Below are 22,371 nucleotides of genomic sequence, written 5' to 3'. Positions count from 1 at the left end.
ATTAGAAAAAAATTAACTAATATTACTCCAAATTTTTGAAGTTTTACTCAGTTTTGTATAGGCATTTTTAATGGGTAAATTCTCTTCTTTAGACAAATTACTATCTTCTTGCAAAAGTGAAATTGCGGTATTTCTTGCAGCAACTAAAATTTTAGAATCTTTTACAATATCGGCTATTTTTAGATCTAAAACACCACTTTGTTGCGTTCCCATAATATTTCCTGGACCACGTAATTTTAAATCTACCTCAGCTATTTTAAAACCATCTGTAGTTGCTACCATGGTTTTTAAACGGGTTTTTGCTTCTGCTGATAATTTGTAACTAGATAATAAAATACAATAACTTTGATCTGCACCTCTACCCACTCTTCCTCTTAATTGATGCAATTGAGATAATCCAAAACGTTCTGCACTTTCAATAACCATTACACTTGCATTGGGTACATTTACACCTACTTCAATGACCGTTGTGGCAACCATAATTTGTGTTTCCCCCTTTACAAAACGTTGCATTTCAAACTCTTTATCTGCAGGTTTCATTTTTCCATGCACAATACTAATTTGATATTCTGGCGGAGGAAACTCTCTGGAAACACTTTCATAGCCATCCATTAAATCTTTATAGTCCATGGCTTCAGATTCTTCAATTAGCGGATACACTATATATACCTGTCTTCCTTTTGCAATTTCATCTTTCATAAATTTAAAAACAGCCAACCTGTTGCTATCAAAACGATGTACCGTTTTTACTTCCTTTCTTCCTGGAGGTAATTCATCAATCACAGAAATATCTAAATCGCCATACACAGACATGGCCAATGTTCTAGGAATGGGCGTTGCCGTCATTACTAAAATGTGTGGTGGTGCCCACCCTAACCCTTCCGAATGGAGGGAACTCTCACTGCTATGTTTTTCTACTCTCTCTAATTCTTGTATGATCTTTATTACGGTTTCATCTATATTTCCTATTACTTCTTCGTTTGTAAAACGAATGACTTTGAACCCTAATTCTTGTAAAATTTTTATTCTTAACTCGTCGGCTTCTTGCTGTTCTTTTGTATTGTGATATTTGCCATCGACTTCAATAATTAACTTTTTTTCGATAGAAATAAAATCAACAATAAATTCATCTACTATATGTTGTCTTCTAAATTTATGCGCTAATTTTTTAGTTTTTAATTGCTCCCAAAGAATTTGCTCTGCAGGTGTTGTTTGCTGTTTTCTATCCTTTTGCAACGCTTTCATCAATTTGTAAGTCGAAGGACGAGCAGTCATATATTTTTTGCGTACAGTTTGGACTTCCTCCCTTTGGGAGGATTGAGGTGGGCCTCCTTTCGCCCACAATTTTGAACGTTGCGCAACACCAAAACGATGTTGCTCATCAATAATGGCAATTCCTAGATTTTTAAACCGCACTTTATCCTCTAGCAAAGCATGCGTGCCCACTAAAATATGTAAACTTCCATCTTCTAAATTCGCGTGAATTTCTCTTCTTTTTTTCGTTCTAACAGAACCCGTTAAAATATCTACTGAAATGTCCATTCCTTCTAACAATTGGGAAACAGCAATATAATGTTGTCTTGCCAATATTTCTGTAGGTGCCATAATCGTGGCTTGAAAACCATTATCAATCGCTAAAAGCATTGCTAGAAGTGCAACAATTGTTTTTCCAGAACCAACATCACCTTGTAAGAGTCGATTCATATGTGCACCAGAAGCAACATCTTTTCTTATTTCTTTTAAAACTCTTTTTTGTGCATTTGTTAAGTCGAAGGGTAATTTATCACTATAAAACTCATTAAAAACAGCACCTACATTCTCAAATATAAATCCTTTTATTTTTGTCTTGTTGATGAGTTTCTTTCGCAATAATTGCAGTTGAATAAAGAATAATTCTTCAAATTTTAATCTATTTTCTGCTTTGGCTAGATGTTCTTGACTTTTCGGGAAATGAAGATTCAATAAGGCATCTCTTTTTTTCATCAGTTGAAAATCTGCAATAATTTCTTGTGACAAACTTTCTTGAATTCCGTCATAAAATTGTTGCAACAATTGCTGCATATAGGTTCGTATCAACTTATTAGAAACCCCAGAATTTGCTAATTTTTCTGTGGAAGGATATACTGGCTGCATTTTGGTTTGCAATTTCTTCTTGTACCCTGTTACCAATTCCATTTCTGGATGTGGAATACTAAAACTACCATTGTAGTGATTCAGTTTCCCATACACCACATAAGGTTCATTTATTTTTAGCGAATCTTTAATCCATTTTTGCCCTTTAAACCAAACCAACTCCATCGTTCCTGTAGCATCTTGGAACACTGCTACTAAACGACTTCCCCTTTTTTGAGCAACCAATTTTACACTGGTAATCTTACCCACAATTTGAACTTCCGAAGAACTAGGTTGTAAATCTTTTATTGCGTAAAATTGTGTTTTATCGATATATCGAAAAGGAAAAAAGTGGAGGAAATCATTACATGTTTTGATACCCAATTCTGCATACAAAAGCGCTGCTTTTTGTACACTAACTCCTTTGATATACGTTATTGGATGGTCTAAATTCACTTTTAAAATATCTGTATCACAAAATTAACCAATTCATATGAGATTGAAAATATTAGTGTTGTGTAAATAAAAAAAACTTCAATAGTAAGTATTGAAGTTTTAGTAATGACTTGATTATTTAATAATTTAATACATAAATTTTTATAACTTTATTAAAAAAAACCATCTCCTACACCTTCAGGAGCAACACTTTGCGCTTGTGCCTTTTGTGGATTCAAGATCAAATAGGTTCCTAATGCAGTTAATGCTGCATACTTCCCGTAATTACTAATCTTGTGAATAGCTTCTTTACGGCTGATTTCTTTATTTTTTTCTGTAGATTTTATATGTTTATTTTTCATCATTTCTCGCTTTTAGCCTTTTTTTCAAATTAGTTGACAATAATTTTTTTGCTTTTTATACCTTGTGTTGTTTGTAAACGGATGATGTACACACCTGTTTTTAAATATGGAAGAGCTACATCATGTACCCCTTTTGCTTCAAAACTGTTTTCTAAGATTTGTTTCCCCAACACATCAAACAATGCTAGTGTTGTGATTCCATTCGGAATACCTACAATTCTCAGATTTTCTGGGGAAGTTTGATACATGCTGATGTTGCTAACAACAAAATCAGTAGCTACAGACAAGGCTTTTGAGCTTGTGTGGAGAAAGAACCGACCTATGCCGTCGAGTGCTAAAGGGCTGGTAAACGAATACTCTTCTTGATTTAAATTGGTAAAGGTATGGGTGACTTTATCTTCTAAATATACTTCAACTCCAGTGGGTAAGTTCAACACATTCGCAGTAATGGTAATTTTTGTTTGTGCCGCAGCTTTTATACCTACTGGAATGACCATACTTTCAAAATCATTATTTGGAAGACACTGCAACCCAAAATCGACTCCTTCACTGTCTGAAACTAAATGTGTAAACACACCAAATGTGCTAGAAGTGCCAGAAAAAGTACCTGCATCATACCCAACATCTAAACCAGTAGTAGTGCCTGCCAAATATTTTACCTGTGTTTTCTTTGTAGCACTTCCATCTGAAATAGAAAGGTAAATCTCTGGGATGCTGTTTGCAGATTTAGAAAGTGCAGCATTGGTCTGCAATGTTTGCATAGCTTCTGTGAATTCAATTGTACCGCCACCCGTTGCAGCTTCTACAAAGAACCCTTCTCCTACGGAAATATAGCTAGCACCTGCGGTAGCTTGATTATAGATTTCATAGGAGGTAATTGTTGAATTCCATTTATATATAGCTACTCTTGCAGGATTTAGCTTTGTCGCATTCACCCTTAAAAAATTATTTGTAGCATCTGCCTGATCGTTCAAAGAAAGCGGCGCCATAAAAGGATTTCCTATCAAATTCCATTTATTACCACCTCCTGAAGCATTGTCAGTAAGCATGAAAACCACGTTATCTGTACGCAAGTCCCCAGAATAATCAACTGTGCCGTCTGTAGCCTTTTTTACTGAATATCCTTTTCCAGCATCAAATTTTCCTGCGGTCACAATATCATTGTTGCCAGAACTATCTGTAAAATACTCGTATCGGTTATCGGTCAGGCTATTGTCATAGGTGGCAATCGCATATTTATTTCCATTGGTGATAACCGAATACGCCAAATTAATCAGGTACTCATTCTCAAAAGGCACAGCTATCAGATGCCAGCCTTCTGGATCGGTTGGGTTGGCAGAAGTAGTTAGGTATTGTTCGTAGGATAGATTTTCCATTTCCCTGCTTTCTCCTTCCAACAACAAGGCACCCGTCTGGGTTGCATCAGAATATATTTTAATGGTGCCCTCACCAGATCCTTCTCCACCATTATCGTCCATATACAAATCTCCACTTATATGCAATGCGCCTGTAGGTCTTATTTGAATGTACGCATTGTTTACAACAAGGTCTTTCACCATGGCATTCTGAGCAGTGATTTCAACATCACCAAAAGCTTCAAACGTAAAAAAGGCATTTGTAATGCTGTCAGGAAGACCATTGCTCCAATTCGCAACATCGTTCCAATCACTGCTGACAGTTCCTAGCCAAGTAGTTGCAAAAGCATCAAATTCATAAGCTCCCATATCTATAGCACTACTAATAATTCTTGAATTACCCGCTAAATCTTGGGTTAATGATTCAAAATTACCTCCACTGTTTATAGCGGGTGAATTTTTACTCAATGTAAAATCATTGGAACTAGAATCGCTAAATAAAGGAGCTGTATTTAATAGATTGCCTCCACCGTCTGTTAAACCAGCAGGTAAAACACCATCTAAAAGGCTATTATACAAAGTTCCTGTGCCCGAGAGCGAAAAGCTAATGTTATTGAGCGTGCCTGAATTCCCTGCAAAAATACTATTATAGATATTGGCGGTACCGCGTCTTACATCAATACCACCTCCTTCTGCAGATGTGTTGCCCCAAAAAGTAGCGTTTACAATATCTATTGTACCCGCATCGTTATTTACATAAATTCCACCACCAAGTTCGTTACCTGTATTATTATAAAACAGGGTGTTCTCCAAACGCATCTGCAAGCCTGTGGTTGTAACGGCACCTCCTACATTCAAGGCATAATTGTTTCTAAAGATGCAATTCTGCATATCGACACTTCCTGTAACATACATAGCTCCTCCATGTTGACCATAAAGCACACTATTATCGTCGGCATACCCATGTTCGAAGATAAATCCATCAATAACCACATCATTGTTTTGAACGAGGATAATGGTATGGCTATCTCCGGCATCTGCTGTATCTGAATTGTTTAAATCGCCACTTAAAATTGTTGAGTTGGCGTACCAATCTCTTTGGCTAGCTAAAGTTTCTGTACCGTTAAACCCTCCTAATAATGTTATCTTCTTAGAAATTAAAAATGGAATGTTTTCATCTGAAGTATCTGGTTTGTAAGTACCCTTAGCAACCCAAATTTCGTCTATACAGGCTGAAACTTGCAATAACGCTTCTTGTAAAGTGGTAAAAGCATTTGCCCAACTCTCACCCCTATTGTTTCCTGTAGCGGATGCGTTTACATAAACGATTCCATTGATTGGCACGTATGGGCTTAAACCAACAATAGTATTTTCAACGGCACCCATATCTACTGTCGGGCTTCCATCACTTACCGCAGCTATAATTCTTGGGTTTTTTAAAAAATCGAGCGGTTCAGAAATATAAGAATTATCTCCACTATCTATGGCTGGCGAGTTTGATTGTAAGCGATAATCATGAGTATCTGAATCCACAAATTGCGCAGATTGATTGATAATATTACCATTTGAACAACTCATATTAGATGTTGAAGAGCTGGTAATTGAATGATATACATTCACTCTCTCATTCACATCTACAACTTCTTCTGAAGTTGAGGAAGAATTATAATTATCGTCAAAAATAGTATTATATACATTTATAATCGTTTGGCCATATACATGTATACTTAAACCACTATCTGCAGAATTTTTAGTTATGGTACAATTGGTAACATTTATAACATCGGGTACTTCTATCCCTGAGCCTCTCGATTGTATGGCAACACCGAAAAGTCCAAAATTATCGTGAAAGACAGAATTTACAATATCAATATTTGTTCCTCCATAATTAAAAACACCACTACTGCCATTAAAACAAAAATTATTCCTGAAAACACAGTTTTTTATTTGAATGTTGTCTGCGGTATTGTAGATGCCTGCTGCAGGTGATGATCTAAGTGAATACCCAAATTCTATAATAAGTCCATCAAAGGTTGTATTATCTCCAGAAGAGTTTATGATAAAAGTACTATCTCCTATATTATGAGTTCCAGAATTGTCTAAATCTCCACTAAGAATGGTGGGGTTCACATTCCAATCTCTTTGGCTAGCTAGGGTTTCGGTACCGTTAAAACCACCCAACAGTTTTGTGTTTTCTGCGGTTACAAAACGAATTTGACTATCTGAAACATGAGGTATGTAAGTGCCCGCTGCTACCCAAATTTCATATACACAATTAGATACTGATAAAGCATCTTGCAAATCTGTAAACGCATTTGCCCAACTACTGCCATCATTGCTTCCTGTGGCTGCCGCATTTACATAGATTCTATTGTCTGTAAAGGGCAAACATGGGTTTAAGGTCTCATAAGCCCCCATATCTACAATGGCAGTGTCGCTATTTTTTGGAATGATTCTGTCATTACCACCCAGGTCTTTTGTTTGGTTCACATAATTGTTGTTACCACTATCGATTGCTGGAGAAAGTGCTGCCAAGGTGAAATTGGCACTGGCTGCATCTATAAATAACGGGTCTGTATTGAAAAGATTAGCTCCACCATCTAATAAACCAGTAGGCATAGTTCCGTCTAGAAGACTATTGTAAATCACACCTGTTCCAGAAAGTGAAAAGCTCATATTGGCTGGTGATCCTGAATTTCCCGTAAAAATACTGTTGTAAATTAAACCTGTACCTCGACGGACTTCCAAACCGCCTCCTTCTGTAGAGGTATTATTGTAAAAAGTAGCATTAGTTGTCAATAGAATTCCATCATTATTGGTCATGTAGACCGCACCACCACGCAACCCACTCGTATTTCCATAAAATAAAACGTTCTCTAAACTTGAGGACACCCCTGTAATAGCTATGGCACCACCTGTATCTTGTGCATAGTTATTTCTAAAAATACTGTTCTGAATTTGAAAACTATTTGTGGCATACATTGCGCCACCATCGACACCAAACGATATACTGACATTGTCTGCATAGCCATGTTCGAAAATCAAACCATCCAACACAACATTATTATTCTGTATAAGCATAATGGTATGGCTATCGCCAGCATCTGCTGCATTAGAATTATTTAAATCACCACTTAAAATAGTAGGATTGGCATTCCAGTCTCTTTGACTAGCTAAGGTTTCTGAACCATTAAAACCGCCTAATAGTGTTGTATTTGAAGGAATCGTAAATCGAATGTTTTCATCTGAAACATCAGGTTTGTACGTGCCCGATGCGATCCAAATTTCAGTATTTGCAACAATTAGTGCACTTTGTAATGAATTATAAGCCGTTGCCCAACTAGTACCATCTCCACCTGATGCGGCACTAGCATTCACATAAATTCTAGATTGTGCAGAATTAGTTAGCGTTAGCAAAAAGAAAAGTATATAACTTAGAAAATGGGGCATTTTATTCATAACAAAAAATATTTAAGATTGCTGAAGACAAAAATATTTCGAAATTGTGCTGTATAAAATACGTAGACCTACGTATCTGTAGTATTTAAATTGTTAAAGGCCCAAAACAATAAGGCATTTTGTGAAGATGGCAGTTCTAATTTGGTAATGATATTGCTGCGATGCTTTTCTATGGTTCTTACAGAACAATTTCGAACCTGTGCAATATAAGAGGAAGAAAATCCTTGTTTAATGTAGCTCAAAATCTCTAATTCTACATTTGTTAATAGTATGTTCTTCGTTGAAGATTTCATAGCTGTAAAAATAAATACACCTATAATCTTCTACAATACGTATACCTACGTATTAAAAAAATCTGGATTTTTTTGCACCCATAATAAGAGAGAATTTTGTGAAGATTTAATGCCTAATTTTTGAATGATGTTGCTTCTGTGCTTTTCTACCGTTCGTTTAGAAATGTACAAATGCGCTGCAATTTGTGCAGAAGATTTATCTTTTGATAAATACGATAGTATTTTAATTTCTGTAGCAGTTAAATTGTATTGGTTACTAGTTACCTTATAAAGATGAATGGTTTCTTGCAAATTGTTACTAATGTAGGATTTTCCTTTTAAGACAATATGTATGCATTTTTCTAATTCTGATAGTTCATCGTCTTTTAAAATATAACCATGGATGGTTTCTCCAACTTCTTTAACAATGGCTTCTTGTTTGTAAAGGGTTAAAATAATAATTTTTACCCCTAATTGATTTTGAATACATGCTTTTGCGACTTCTAATCCGTTTTGAATAGGCATGTCGAAGTCTAAAATTGCCAGTTGAGGTTTGTATTCTAAAATGGAGTTGTACGCACTATTGCCATTGGTAGTTGTAGCTAGAACCTGATATCCTTTCTTTTTTAAAAATTGTTCATTCCCAGCTAATAACAATGGATGGTCATCTGCCAATACAATAGTTACACTCATTGTTTTTTTATTTTAATAGTGATGGTAGTTCCTGTTGCGGGTTGAGAGGTAATGTTTAAGATGGCATTTAGATATTGTGCTCTTTCCCGCAAACTTTTTAACCCCAAGCTTCTAGAGGATTCGAGTGCGTGGCCAACAAAAAAACCTCTGCCATTATCTTTTAAAACAAATCTAATAATTTTTGCTTCTTTGGTAATGGTTAAATTGCAAGCAGTTGCATGGGCATGTTTTTCTACATTTGTGATGGCTTCCTGGAGCATCCTAAAAATAAGCAACTCTTTTTCTTTGGGCAATATTCCAGAAATGGCATCAATGGTATAGGAATAAAATACGGTTGAATTTTTTTGAAATCCATCCATCATATTTTCCAAAGACTTTATAAATCCTAATTGCTCAAATTGAAAAGGATGTAATTTGCTAGATACATTGCGAATTTCATTAATAGTTTCATTAATTAAATGAAGTGTTTCGTTATTTTTAGCTGCCGTATAATGATAACTTTTTTTTAGTAATAATAAATTTTGTCCAATATTGTCGTGCAAATCGGTAGCAATGCGTTTTCTTTCGGTTTCTAAATTATCCACCAAATTGGCGGCAAATGTTTTATGAAGTTGTAATTTCTTTTTGTTAAAACGAGAAGTACGAAGCATATAAATAGAAAAAGACAAGATCAATACAGATAAAATACCAAAAATTAATTGTTGACTTTTTAGTTTGTTCTCTTGCGAAAGAAATTGAATGTCTTTCTCTTTTTCTGCCAACGCCAAATCTTTTTTTTCTGTATCAAATTGGGTTTGCACAAATGCAAACTTTCTTTTAGAAATTTCAATTTGTAAAGAATCATTCAAACGGCTATATATCTTATGATGATATAAAGAAGAATCTATTTTTCTTTGTTTTTCAAAAACCGTTGCTAAAAATAAATGCGTTCGTATTACATTATTAAAATCTTTTGTGGCATAAGAAGAATTTAGCACGTTACTTCCAATTTTTTGTGCTTCTTTATAACGCCTATTTGCGAGGGCATTGTATGCAAATGCTTGTTTAGAATAGGTGCTAATAAAAGGGTTATTTTCTGCTTTAGCTACATAGGGCAACAATTGCCTTGCATAAAGATTAGAAGAATCTATTTTTTTTTCTTGGGCATAAATCATCACCGCAAAACTTGTGGTAAGAATGTTTATAATTTCTTGTACATCAGCATTCTCATTCTTCAAACTCAACGCTTTTCTAATATGATGCAACTGTTTGTCTGGTTCATTAAGTTTCATAGCATCAATCACCGCCTGTAAATGTGCCATAGATACTACTTGATGTTCTTTTATAAGACTCCCCAAATTATAAATAGGAATGCGCTCTTCAGCTGCTTTTTCATACAACCCATTACGTCCATATAAGGTACTCAAACCATTATTCGCCCATAGAAGATTTAGGGTATCTTTTTGAGATTTAAAAATATCTTTAGCTTTTTCAAAATATGCAACACTCTCAGACATCATATTTAATTTACTTGCATTTTCGCCAGCTTTTAAATAGGCATATCCATATTCGTATAAGGTAGAATCCTGTAGTTTATTAAAAAAAACAAAGCTTTTGTCTAAAATTTCTAGCGATTTTTCTAAGCGTTTTGTATAGGTAGCTGCTTCGGCATACGCAATATAAAAAGCAGCAATTTCTTTTGTGTTGGTACATTTGGTAAGATGCATAGAAAAATCATCTAAGATTTGATATGCTTTTACATGGTTAATAATTTTATAGGTATAGTAATTCCCTAAAGCATTTGTAAAGAATAGTGCAGTATCCCATTCTTTTTGTAGTATTAAGTCAGGTAAAAATATTGAAATTTGTGCTGAAACGGCGCTATCAATCACAACATTCTCTTGCGCTATTTTTTGTTTAAGAATGGTTATTTTTTCTAAAGTATTTTGGGAATATGAACTACTGCATACTAAAAACCCAATATAAAATAGTATAACTTTTTTTAAGAAAAACCTCATACACCAAAGTCAGTATTAAACCATCTAATACAATATTTTTTAGTATAGAATGGAAGTAAATTATTTTTTAAATAAGCAATTTAGAAAGTAAAAATGATCTATTAATTTTTGAGAAAGATAATATATTAATCAAAATCAGCAAAATTAACACACTTTATCTGAACCTTTTAACTTTTAAATCTTATGGTATCATTATCCATGATATAGATTTTTAAACTATGCTCAAAATAATATAGTTTAATGCTTTTTAGACAGCTTCTTTTTTATATTTCTTGTCTTTTTAATTACAGGTTTTTAAAAATATACCTATTTGTAGGTAATTGCAAAAAAAATATTTATAGTACTTTTAAAGCTCTAACCATCTTAAAATCAACTGACATGAATCAAAAATACTTTTTATTAATAGTTTTTTTAGTAACTGCAACCAGAATTAGTAGTCAAAATAGCACAGTTCATTTTAACAAAGAAGGAAAAATAACACAATATTACAGTACTTCTAATGAAGACATTTATTTTAAAATAGATAATATTACAGATAAAGAATATAAAAATTATAAATTAATTTATAGGTGGAGTCAAGAATACAATTATGAGACAAACATCATGGAATCAACTACATTATTTAGTAGTAAAGATTATAAAAATGGAAATTTTAAAATCAATAACAAAACAGATTTTTCTTACCTTAATTATCAATTAATAAAAATAAATAATAAAACTGCTGAGTTATTGAAAGATAAAAGTAATCTAGACTTTAATGCTCTAAATAATAGTTATAAAATAAAGCTCGACTCAACTTTAGCAAGTTACGTAGTTGCTGCAGATAATGCTCAGTTAAATGCAACTATAAAAAACTATAAAGACAATATAGTATCAATAAAATCAAAGACAGAAGAATTAAAAAAATACAAAGAAAAAAACACTCTAAAACACTATACAGTAGAAAAACTTGAAAAAGAATTAAACACATATCTAAAATTAATTGATAAATTAGCTTTGATTACTCACGCTCCAAAAACACCTCAATACATAAACAATCTTGGAAAAAAAATTAACACACTACAGCTACAGATTTTAGATGAGAACAGACAAATTAAACAATTAAAAGTTACATTAGAAACAGAAATAAAGAACACCATAAAAACCAACGAAACTATAAAAACAGAACTGGTAAAAGATATTGTAAAAAATAATGAGAAGAGTAATTTTATAAAAGAACATAGCTATAAGGTACTATACCAAGGTGTTATTATTAACAAAAAAAATAAGGTATCAGAAATTGTGTATAATATGAAAGATGATACTAAAATTAGCGCAAAAAACAAACAATATAATATAGGGCGGTTTACAACAGACCTACCTCGTTTAACCACAGAATCAGAATTATATGCCCACATTGTAAATCTCAATAAAGAAGATGTCAAGAAAAATCCTTTTATAATTTCGATGTCTTCTACTCAAAATGATTCAGTATTTATAGAATCACCTAGTAATGTAAAAGTATTAGAAACTATAGGAGAAAGTGAAGACACATTATTAAGTAGTATTGCAGGGATGTTTTTACCCGAAGACATCAATATAGAAAAACCAAAAGACTTACTTAAAAACGCAACAGATTCAAACATAAGTGGAAAACAAAAACAAATAGCATTAGACAAAGCAATAAAATATATTGATTCTTTTCAAAATAAGAATTTCACATTTTTGAATTTTTCAACGCATAATGATAGTTTGAAATTTACAAAAGAAGCATTAACTAAAATTGTTGATTTTAAAGAAATAAAAAAAATTATTAAAATTAACCCACAAACAGAAGCTGGTTACACAGAATATATTTTAAAATACCCAATACCTTTTGTTGCAAACAAAGCAGCTACTATAAATTTATACGCCAAACAACTAGTAATAGATAATTACATACAAAAAATAGAAGAAGGCAAAGAAAAAAAACCGAGTTATGAAATTAAATATAGAAAAGAACTTTTAGTAAGTGATGAGTTGCCTCCAACAAGTCGTTTATATCGCTTTGCACTTTCTGCTGGTATCCTGTATACAAACGACTACAAATATGAGTATGATACTAATCTCAAAGAAACCAAAGTAGATAACTGGAACTTTAAACCATCAATTACATTTTCTACATACATAACACCTCAGAATTTAGATATAAACAATCCAAACTGGCTTAAAACAACACATATCGATATTTCTTTAGACTACGATAATGCAACGTTTTTTGACAACGTCTATCTTGGTATTGGTATAGAGCCTATCAGAAATTTAAACCTAGGTTTAGGATACCGATTTGGTAAAACAGATAGAATTGTGGATAACAATACCATAAGAGAATCAAATAATGGATTGTATACATCACTTTCTTTTGGTTTTAATTTAATTCCATCAGTATTCAAATATTTGTTTTAAAATAAAAAACAATTTTTATAAAGGAAATTAGAATAATTTCATCAAAAAGCAACCTCATTACAAGGTTGCTTTTACACACTCATTAAGATATTCCTACAACCTTAATTTCTTAACCAATAGTAATTATTTTAATGGCATTACCACTAGACAGTTCATAAAACAAACCATTAATCTCTTGATAAAATACAATTCCAATAGCAGAAACCACTCCAACAGTTGCTGGCAAAGCTGCAGCAAATCCCAAATCAACGATCAAAGTAGTATCACTACCAACTTCACCGGTAATTGGTATTTCAGCACTGTAAGTAAAACCATTAGTTTCATTTTCAGCAACATTAGTAGGTTCGTATTTTTTAATACTAGTGTTATAAACATAATTACTCAAAACTGTTGTTGCCAAAACCAATTTAAAATGGGTAGCCCCTTCTGGCAGATTTAAGTAGTCACTGGCATTAAAATCAGGAACCACCCAAGTTGCCACACTCCTATTAGCATCTAATATTGGTGCAGAAAATGGAGCATAAAATACCGACTCCAGAGGCAACGTTTTGTTAAATTCAAAACCTTCTAAAATAATTTTATTTGTCAATATTTCAAAAGCACGTTCACCTCTCACTCCTGTTCCTAACGTATTAATACGTTTCATAATACCGGTTATCCGACCAACAATAGTAGTATCCTTTGCTTTTTTAATAATAGATGCAAATCCTTGTCGCAATGCCTTCCCAACGGTAGCAGAAGCGCCAAATTCCTTCATGTTTTCACGGGTACGCTTAAAAGCAGCATCTTTTTCAATTCTACTTTTATCTACACCGCCAGTAGTTCTAACGATATCTTTTCCGTCACTTTGATAAAAAGTAAGTCCTCCCAACGAACCTTTTAACTTGATAAAACCTTTCTGTTTTGCCATAATATTAATGTTTTGCGATACTTAATTAATATGCATAAGTATCAGATGAATAAATAAGCTCAAAAAATTGAGCCGCTATTTACCAAATGGCCATTTAGTACATCAAGGGTGTAGGAAAAAATAAGTGTTATTGATAAGAATCAACAAAATTAAATCATCAAATAATATGCCATTTTAATGAGTTTAATAAAAAAAATAACCCATTTATATAATAATTTAACATAAAATAACGCTTAATAGTAAGATATTATCAATTATTTTTTTACAAAATCAAAAAACTAAATAATAATTCAAACGAAATCCCAAAAAGATCATAGCATTTGCAGGCGAGTGTCAATTGCTTGAAACATTCGTAAAAAGAAAAACTGTTTGAGCAAAGCGAGTTTTTTTCTTTTAGAATGTAAAAGTACAATTGACCGTTGAAAATGCAAGACTAGATTTTTGGTACTTATTAGCAATGGAAAAGTACAAGAAAGAGAAAACAAAATAAAAAACTATCAAAGCCGACATATTTTAATTCACGATAGAATTTAAAAAATAAGTAATGGCAAGTATTTAAAGACCTTAGTGGTTTTATTTAGCAAGTATAGTATGTTCAAATAAAAAATAATCTTTCAAACGAAATCCTAAAAAGGTCATAGCATTTGCAAACGAGTGTCAATTACTTGAAACATTCGTAAAAAGAAAAACTGTTTGAGCAAAGCGAGTTTTTTTCTTTTAGAATGTAAAAGTATAATTGACCGTTGAAAATGCAAGACTAGATTTTTGGTACTTTTCAGCAATGGAAAAGTACATAAATGAAAGAAAAAGCAAAGCATAAGTAATATAAACTCTATAGATACTTCATAGCAAAGCCAAGGTTACTTCATCATAAGTTAATCAAACATTACTTTAGTACTCATAAAAGAGTTAAACTTTATACTTTTTGAACTTTATACCTATTTCTATTTCGTAACTTTGCAATCAATTAGAAAATAATAATGAGATTACACAGAAACTTAACTTTTGCAGTTATAGATAGTATTAGAGACATCTTTAATGAAGGTGTGTATGCAGACAAAGCCGTAGAGAAAGCTTTAAAACGCGACAAACGTTGGGGCGCAAGAGATCGTAAATTTGTTGCAGAAACCATTTATGATATTGTTCGCTGGAACCGATTGTATGCGGAAATTGCAGAAGTAAAAGTCCCTTATGATAGAGATAATATTTGGCGCTTATTTTCTGTATGGTGTATCTTAAGAGGAATAGCTTTACCAGATTGGAACCAAGTTGGTGATCACGTACCAGAAAGAAGAATAAAAGGGCGTTTTGCTGAATTGTCTAGAACAAGAAAATACAGAGAATCGATTCCAGATTGGATGGATGAATTGTGTGTTTCAGAATTGGGTGAAGAACTATGGACCAAAGAAATTGCCGCTTTAAACGAGCAGGCAAAAGTAATTTTAAGAACAAATACATTGAACATTTCTAGAGAAATGCTGCAAAAGAAATTAAAAGTAGAAGAGGTACATACAGAACTTTTACCAAATCATCCAGATGCTTTAATTTTACCAGAAAGAGCCAATGTTTTTAAAACAGAAGCTTTTCATAATGGTTTTTTTGAAGTACAAGACGCTTCATCTCAACTAGTAGCTGCCTATTTAGATGTAAAACCAGGTATGAAAGTGGTGGATACTTGCGCTGGGGCTGGAGGAAAAACCTTGCATTTGGCTGCGCTAATGGAAAACAAAGGGCAAATCATTGCAATGGATATTTACGAAAGTAAACTTCGTAAATTAAAAGTAAGAGCCAAAAGAAACAAAGCACATAATATAGAAATGCGTGTTATAGATTCTACAAAACCCATTAAAAAATTGTATGACAAAGCAGATAGAGTTTTAATAGATGCGCCTTGTTCTGGTTTGGGTGTCATTCGAAGAAATCCAGATTCTAAATGGAAATTACAACCCGCGTTTATAGACAATATTAAAAAAATACAACAAGAAATACTACAAAGTTATTCTAAAATGGTAAAACCAGGAGGAAAAATGGTGTATGCAACTTGTTCTATATTACCTTCAGAAAATCAAAATCAAGTTCATATTTTCTTAACCTCAGAAGCCGGAAAAGAGTTTACCTTTGTATCAGACAAAAAAGTATTAGCCCATATTGCTGGTTTTGACGGATTTTATATGGCACTTTTAGAACGAAAAAAATAAAAAATACTATGATTAAAAAATTATTTACCTTATCTCTATTACTATCATTTACTTATACCTTTTCACAGGCAGAATCTTATTATAATGATGTAGATTTAAATTTAACTGGAATCGCTCTAAAAGATGCACTTGCTACTAAAATAGCAAATACACATACAAATTTTTTAACCTACACCCCTGATGTTTGGATAGCTTCTAAAGTTACAGATGTAAATCCAGTTAATCCTAATGAAGTTTTACTTATTTATGGATATGAAAACGGTTCTGATCAATCTTTAGATAACGATAGAGAAAGAGGCATTAATGATAATGGAGGAAGTCAGTCTAATTGGAACAGAGAACACGTTTTTGCTAGGTCTTTAGGAAACCCTAATTTAGGAACTGTTGGTCCTGGTGCAGATGCACACCATTTGAGACCTTCTGATGCCAGTAGAAACTCATCAAGAAGTAACAGGAAATTTGGAAGAGGAAGTGGAATTTCTGGATTTTCTACCTTAGATTTTCATAATGGAAATGACGGTCCAAATACTGCAGCTTGGTATCCAGGAGATGAATGGAAAGGTGACGTAGCAAGAATGATGATGTATATGTATTTACGTTATGGCAATGTTTGTTTACCAACAGCTGTAGGAGTTGGTAGTGCAGACAATACTCCAGATGACATGATCGATTTATTTTTAGTTTGGAATGTTGAGGATCCTGTGTCTGATTTTGAAAAAGTGAGAAACACCTATCACGAAAATACGGCTAATTCTGCCGCGCAGGGAAATAGAAATCCGTTTATAGACAATCCTTTTTTAGCCACAAGAATTTGGGGGGGAGATTCAGCACAAGATACTTGGGGAATTTATACTACTAATGATACTGAAGCACCTTCTGTTCCTTCCGATGTGACTATAAGTAATCAAAATTTCACATCTTTTGATGTTACTTGGATGGCTTCAACGGATAATGAAGCTGTAACTGGTTATGATATTTTTGTAAATGGAACATTAACCAAACAAACTACTTCTAATACAAACACAACTATAACAGAATTAAATCCTAATACTACATATTCAATTACTGTTTTAGCAAAAGATTTGGTGAATAATAAGTCTACCCAAAGTACACCCGTAAACGGAACAACTTCTCAAGATAGTACAGCGCCAACCGCTCCAACTAATGTTACTACAAGTAATATTTCTGATAGCTCATTTAAAATTACTTGGAGTGCTTCTACAGACAATAATATGATTAAAAATTATGAAGTTTATTTGGATGGAAATTTAAATGCAACAGTAACAGCGTTATCTTATACTATCTCTGGGTTAGAAAAAATAACAAATTATACTTCATACGTACTCGCTGTTGATACTTCAGGAAATAAATCTGTAGAATCTTCAACTGTTAATACTACAACTTCTGCTGGCGGAACTGGAGCAGCTTCTGAACTTTTTATTTCAGAATATGTAGAACCACAAGGTGGTAATAACAAAGCTATAGAAATAGTAAATCTTACAGGAAGCACAATTGATTTATCAGGATATGATTTAAGAAGAAATCCAAGTGGTGGTAGCTCATGGTCTGATGCTTTTTTCTTAGATAGCGGATCTGTAAAGAGTATATTGCCAAATGACGTTTTTGTAATAACAAATCCTGGAGCAGATAATAGCATTTTAGTTGCAGAATCAGACTTAAAAACGAATGCTAGTATAGATAACGGTGCACCTTTAAGCTTTAATGGAGATGACCCTGTTGGCTTGTTTAAAAACGGTGTTTTAATAGACATTGTAGGAGAGTTTAATGGAAGCAACGGCGATTTTGCAAAAGACAAAACGTTAAGAAGGAATAGTGACGTTACAGGTCCAACCACAACATATAATGAACAAGGAGAATGGACTTCTTTTCCTGAAAACACTTTTAATGGTATTGGCTCTCACGAAACAACAACTGCAAGTATAAATGATGTACTTTTCAATAACTTTAAAATGTTCCCAAACCCAGTAGAAGGGAATTCAGTTCTTTTCTCAACGGATAAAGTGGCAAGAATAGAAATCTATAATGTGTTAGGTAAACTAATGATAAAAGACCAAATCTCTAGCACAAACAAAGAGCTTGATATTTCGAATCTTAATAAAGGGATTTATATCGTTAAAATTGTTGTAAACAATAATTTTATCTCAAAGAAATTAATCAAAAAATAATCATTCTTTTAAAAACTTCAAAGCGATTCATTCAGAATCGCTTTTTTTTGGTTTATAAACACGTGAATAACTCTAAATATTCCATCAAATAAATGTCATAATTTTTGATGAAAAAAAGTAAATTTGCTTTTTACAACCATATACAAAAACTACAAAATGATTCATTTCTTCGGAAACATAGACAGCAAGGTCTTTGCCGTTCAAACAACAAAAAAAATCACTAAAAAAACAATTGCAAAATTAACTTGGTTGTTTTCTAACCCTGAGCTGGTTTCAGGAGCTCCTAAAATTGAACAGGAGTCTTTAGATGCTTTTTTTGTGGGCCCAAGAGCTGCTATGATTACACCTTGGAGTACAAATGCCGTTGAAATTACTCAGAATATGGGGATTTCTGATATCATTAGAATTGAAGAATTCACAACAGTTAATGAAGATTTTGCGGATTTCGATCCTATGATCTCTGAGAAATACAATGGTTTAGATCAAGAATCTTTTACCATCGATATCAAACCAGAAGCTATTTTAGATATTGATGATATTGCTGCATACAACAACCAAGAAGGCTTGTCTTTAAGTGATGAAGAAGTTGCCTATTTAGAAAGTGTAGCTGTTAAAATAGGAAGAAAATTAACAGATTCTGAAGTATTTGGCTTTTCTCAAGTCAATTCAGAACACTGTAGGCATAAAATATTTAACGGAACTTTTGTAATTGACGGCGAAGAGCAACCCTCTTCCCTATTCAAAATGATCAAAGAAACGTCTAAAGAACATCCGAATGATATTGTTTCTGCTTACAAAGACAATGTTGCTTTTATCAAAGGTCCAAATGTGGAACAATTTGCACCTAAAACCGCAGACAAACCCGATTTCTATCAAACGGAAAACTTTGATTCTGTTATTTCTATAAAAGCAGAAACACATAATTTTCCAACAACTGTAGAACCTTTTAACGGAGCTGCAACAGGTTCTGGAGGTGAAATTAGAGATCGATTGGCTGGTGGAAAAGGTTCTTTGCCTTTAGCGGGAACAGCCGTGTACATGACTTCCTATTCAAGATTAGCCGACTCGTTCGACGGAGCTCAGAGTGACAGATATTGGGAACATAAATTTGAAGCCAGAGATTGGTTGTATCAAACACCCATGGATATTTTAATAAAAGCTTCTAACGGTGCATCAGATTTTGGTAACAAATTTGGCCAACCTTTAATTACGGGTTCTGTATTGACTTTTGAACACGAGGAAAATGCGGCTTCAAGTGATGCAAAACCAAGAAAATTAGGCTATGATAAAGTAATTATGCAAGCTGGCGGAATTGGGTATGGAAAAGCAGAACAAGCTTTAAAAGATACGCCAAAAGAAGGCGATAAAATTGTTGTTTTAGGTGGAGAAAATTATAGAATTGGAATGGGTGGCGCAGCAGTTTCGTCTTCTGATACAGGAGAATTTGCATCAGGAATTGAATTAAACGCAGTACAACGTTCCAACCCAGAAATGCAAAAACGTGCTGCAAATGCGGTGCGTGGAATGGTAGAAAGTGAAGAGAACTTTATTGTTTCTATTCATGATCATGGCGCTGGCGGGCATTTAAATTGTTTATCTGAATTGGTAGAAGATACTGGTGGAAAAATAGATTTAGATAAATTACCAATTGGCGACCCAACATTATCAGCAAAAGAAATTATCGGAAACGAATCTCAAGAAAGAATGGGATTGGTCATCGCAGAAAAACACATCGATACTTTACAAAAGATTGCAGCGCGTGAACGTTCGCCAATGTATACGGTTGGTGAAGTAACAGGAAATAATCGTTTTACTTTCGAATCTAAAACTACAGGTGATAAACCAATGGATTTAGCCTTGGAAGATATGTTTGGCTCTTCGCCAAAAACAGTTTTAACAGATACAACGATTGTTAGAAATTATAAAAATCCACGATATAAAACCAAAAATTTAAAAATCTATTTAGAACAAGTTTTACAGTTAGAAGCTGTAGGATGTAAAGATTGGTTGACAAATAAAGTAGACCGTTGTGTTGGTGGTAAAGTTGCCAAACAACAATGTGTGGGTTCTTTACAGATTCCATTGAATAATGTTGGTGTGATGGCCTTAGATTACAACGGAAAAGAAGGAATTGCAACTTCTATTGGACACTCGCCTATTTCTGGTTTAATTCACCCAGAAGCTGGTAGTAGAAATTCAATTACAGAAGCGTTGACCAATATAATTTGGGCGCCTTTAAAAGATAATTTGGCTTCGGTTTCGCTTTCTGCAAATTGGATGTGGCCTTGTAAAAATGAAGGTGAAGATGCTCGTTTATACAAAGCTGTAAAAGCAGTTTCAGAATTTGCAATAGATTTAGGGATTAATGTTCCCACAGGGAAAGATTCGCTTTCTATGAAGCAAAAATACGCTGATGAAGAAGTAATTTCTCCTGGAACCGTTATTATTTCTGCTGCAGGAAATTGTAATGAAATCAGCAATGTTGTAGAACCTGTTTTACAATTTTCCGAACTTTCGGAAGGTACAAATATCTATTATATTAATATTTCTCAAGACGAATATAAATTAGGAGGAAGTTCTTTCAATCAGACTTTAAATGCTATTGGTAATGAAGCACCAGATGTTACCAATTCAAAATATGTAAAAACTACTTTTAATACCATTCAGAAATTAATAAAAGACGATAAAATTGTTGCTGGGCACGATGTTGCCTCTGGTGGATTGATTACGACTTTATTAGAAATGTGTTTTGCAGACATCAATTTAGGAGCCGATTTTGATATATCAGCATTAAACGAAGAAGATTCCATAAAAGTATTGTTTTCAGAAAATGCAGGAATCGTTTTTCAAGCAGATGCCTCTGTAGAAGAAATTTTAAAAGAAAAAGGAATTGTTGCTTTCAACATAGGAACTACCAACAATTCAGGAATGGTAACTATTAAAAATAATGAAGACAATTTTTCTTTTGATGTTGTAGAAATGAGAGATGTTTGGTATAAAACTTCTTTCCTTTTAGATGATAAACAAACTGCTAATGGTTTGGCAAAAGATCGTTTTGATAATTATAAAAAGCAACCTTTACAGTATACTTTCCCTAAAGGTTTTGATGGACTTCTCGACTCCGCTCGAAGTGACAAAAACAGACCAAAAGCAGCCATCATCCGTGAAAAAGGTTCCAATTCTGAGCGTGAAATGGCAAATGCAATGTATTTGGCTGGTTTTGATGTAAAAGATGTGCACATGACTGATTTAATTGCTGGTCGTGAAACTTTAGAAGACATTCAATTTATTGGTGCGGTTGGTGGTTTTTCTAATTCTGATGTGTTAGGTTCTGCAAAAGGTTGGGCTGGTGCTTTTAAATACAATGAAAAAGCAAATACTGCGTTAAAGAACTTCTTTAAAAGAGAAGATACCTTATCTGTTGGAATTTGCAACGGAGCACAATTGTGGATGGAGCTAGATTTGATACATCCAGAGCATAAAGTGCATGGAAAATTAGTCCATAACGATTCTAAAAAACACGAAAGTTCTTTTACTTCTGTAAAAATTCAAAAGAATAATTCTGTAATGCTTTCTTCATTAGCGGGAACTGAATTAGGAGTTTGGATTTCTCATGGAGAAGGTAAATTTAGTTTACCAGAAAAAGAAGAAAACTACAATATTGTTGCAAAATACGGGTATGAAGGCTATCCTAACAATCCGAATGGATCTGATTTTAATACAGCTATGTTGAGTGACAAAACAGGAAGACATTTGGTAACCATGCCACATATTGAGCGTTCTACATTTCAATGGAATTGGGCAAATTATCCTAAAGGAAGAAAAGACGAAGTTTCACCTTGGTTGGAAGCTTTTGTGAATGCTAAAAAATGGATAAAAGCTAAAAAGTAACACATTTAACATTAATTACAACAATCCCTCAAAGGGTTTTTTAACCCTTTGAGGGATAAACTTTATAAAAATCAATA

The 22,371-nt window shown here is 33.3% G+C and carries 11 protein-coding genes; 4 read left to right on the top strand and 7 right to left on the bottom strand.

What is annotated here, in order from left to right:
* Positions 1-12: 12 nt before the first annotated feature.
* From Q0998_RS16430 to Q0998_RS16405, 6 genes are all read right to left on the bottom strand, one after another.
* Positions 13-2,568, bottom strand: coding sequence for a DUF559 domain-containing protein (locus tag Q0998_RS16430; protein WP_299671807.1), 2,556 nt, complete (start codon positions 2,566-2,568; stop codon positions 13-15).
* Between the two features lie 152 nt (positions 2,569-2,720).
* Positions 2,721-2,909: a hypothetical protein gene (locus Q0998_RS16425; protein WP_299671841.1), complete on the bottom strand. Its 189-nt coding sequence runs from the start codon at positions 2,907-2,909 to the stop codon at positions 2,721-2,723.
* Positions 2,910-2,938: 29 nt separating this feature from the next.
* Entirely contained in the window at positions 2,939-7,723 is a 4,785-nt protein-coding gene (locus Q0998_RS16420; protein WP_299671805.1) for a choice-of-anchor Q domain-containing protein, read from the bottom strand.
* Between the two features lie 68 nt (positions 7,724-7,791).
* Positions 7,792-8,016 (bottom strand): LuxR C-terminal-related transcriptional regulator, encoded by a 225-nt coding sequence (locus Q0998_RS16415; RefSeq protein ID WP_299671803.1) that lies wholly within the window; start codon positions 8,014-8,016, stop codon positions 7,792-7,794.
* A 45-nt stretch (positions 8,017-8,061) separates the two neighbouring features.
* Positions 8,062-8,688 carry a response regulator transcription factor gene (locus Q0998_RS16410; RefSeq protein WP_299671801.1) on the bottom strand — a complete coding sequence of 209 codons (627 nt, stop codon included), beginning with the start codon at positions 8,686-8,688 and terminating at the stop codon, positions 8,062-8,064.
* A complete protein-coding gene (locus Q0998_RS16405) occupies positions 8,685-10,685 on the bottom strand; it encodes a sensor histidine kinase (RefSeq protein ID WP_299671799.1) in 2,001 nt (666 codons plus the stop codon). Before Q0998_RS16405 ends, Q0998_RS16410 begins: the two co-directional genes overlap by 4 nt.
* 378 nt (positions 10,686-11,063) lie before the next feature.
* On the opposite strand from Q0998_RS16405, the gene Q0998_RS16400 reads away from it, so the two are divergent.
* The gene (locus Q0998_RS16400) at positions 11,064-13,109 is read left to right on the top strand and encodes a hypothetical protein (protein WP_299671797.1); all 2,046 of its coding nucleotides are present in this window, start codon (positions 11,064-11,066) and stop codon (positions 13,107-13,109) included.
* Between the two features lie 109 nt (positions 13,110-13,218).
* Here the strand turns inward: Q0998_RS16400 and Q0998_RS16395 are convergent, their stop codons facing one another.
* Positions 13,219-14,019 carry a hypothetical protein gene (locus Q0998_RS16395; protein WP_299671795.1) on the bottom strand — a complete coding sequence of 267 codons (801 nt, stop codon included), beginning with the start codon at positions 14,017-14,019 and terminating at the stop codon, positions 13,219-13,221.
* 980 nt (positions 14,020-14,999) lie between these two features.
* On the opposite strand from Q0998_RS16395, the gene Q0998_RS16390 reads away from it, so the two are divergent.
* The 3 genes from Q0998_RS16390 to purL all read left to right on the top strand — a co-directional run bounded on the left by Q0998_RS16390 (position 15,000) and on the right by purL (position 22,294).
* Positions 15,000-16,217, top strand: a complete 1,218-nt coding sequence (locus Q0998_RS16390; RefSeq protein ID WP_299671793.1) for a methyltransferase domain-containing protein — start codon at positions 15,000-15,002, stop codon at positions 16,215-16,217.
* 8 nt (positions 16,218-16,225) lie between these two features.
* Positions 16,226-18,403, top strand: a complete 2,178-nt coding sequence (locus tag Q0998_RS16385) for an endonuclease (RefSeq protein WP_299671791.1) — start codon at positions 16,226-16,228, stop codon at positions 18,401-18,403.
* Positions 18,404-18,559: 156 nt separating this feature from the next.
* A complete protein-coding gene (purL, locus tag Q0998_RS16380) occupies positions 18,560-22,294 on the top strand; it encodes a phosphoribosylformylglycinamidine synthase (protein ID WP_299671789.1) in 3,735 nt (1,244 codons plus the stop codon).
* Positions 22,295-22,371: the final 77 nt, after the last annotated feature.

It is taken from the genome of uncultured Polaribacter sp., from assembly GCF_947501385.1.
Taxonomy (GTDB): domain Bacteria; phylum Bacteroidota; class Bacteroidia; order Flavobacteriales; family Flavobacteriaceae; genus Polaribacter.
The sequence above is the reverse complement of the archived record's forward strand: the minus strand, read 5'-3'. Positions and strand labels throughout refer to the sequence as shown.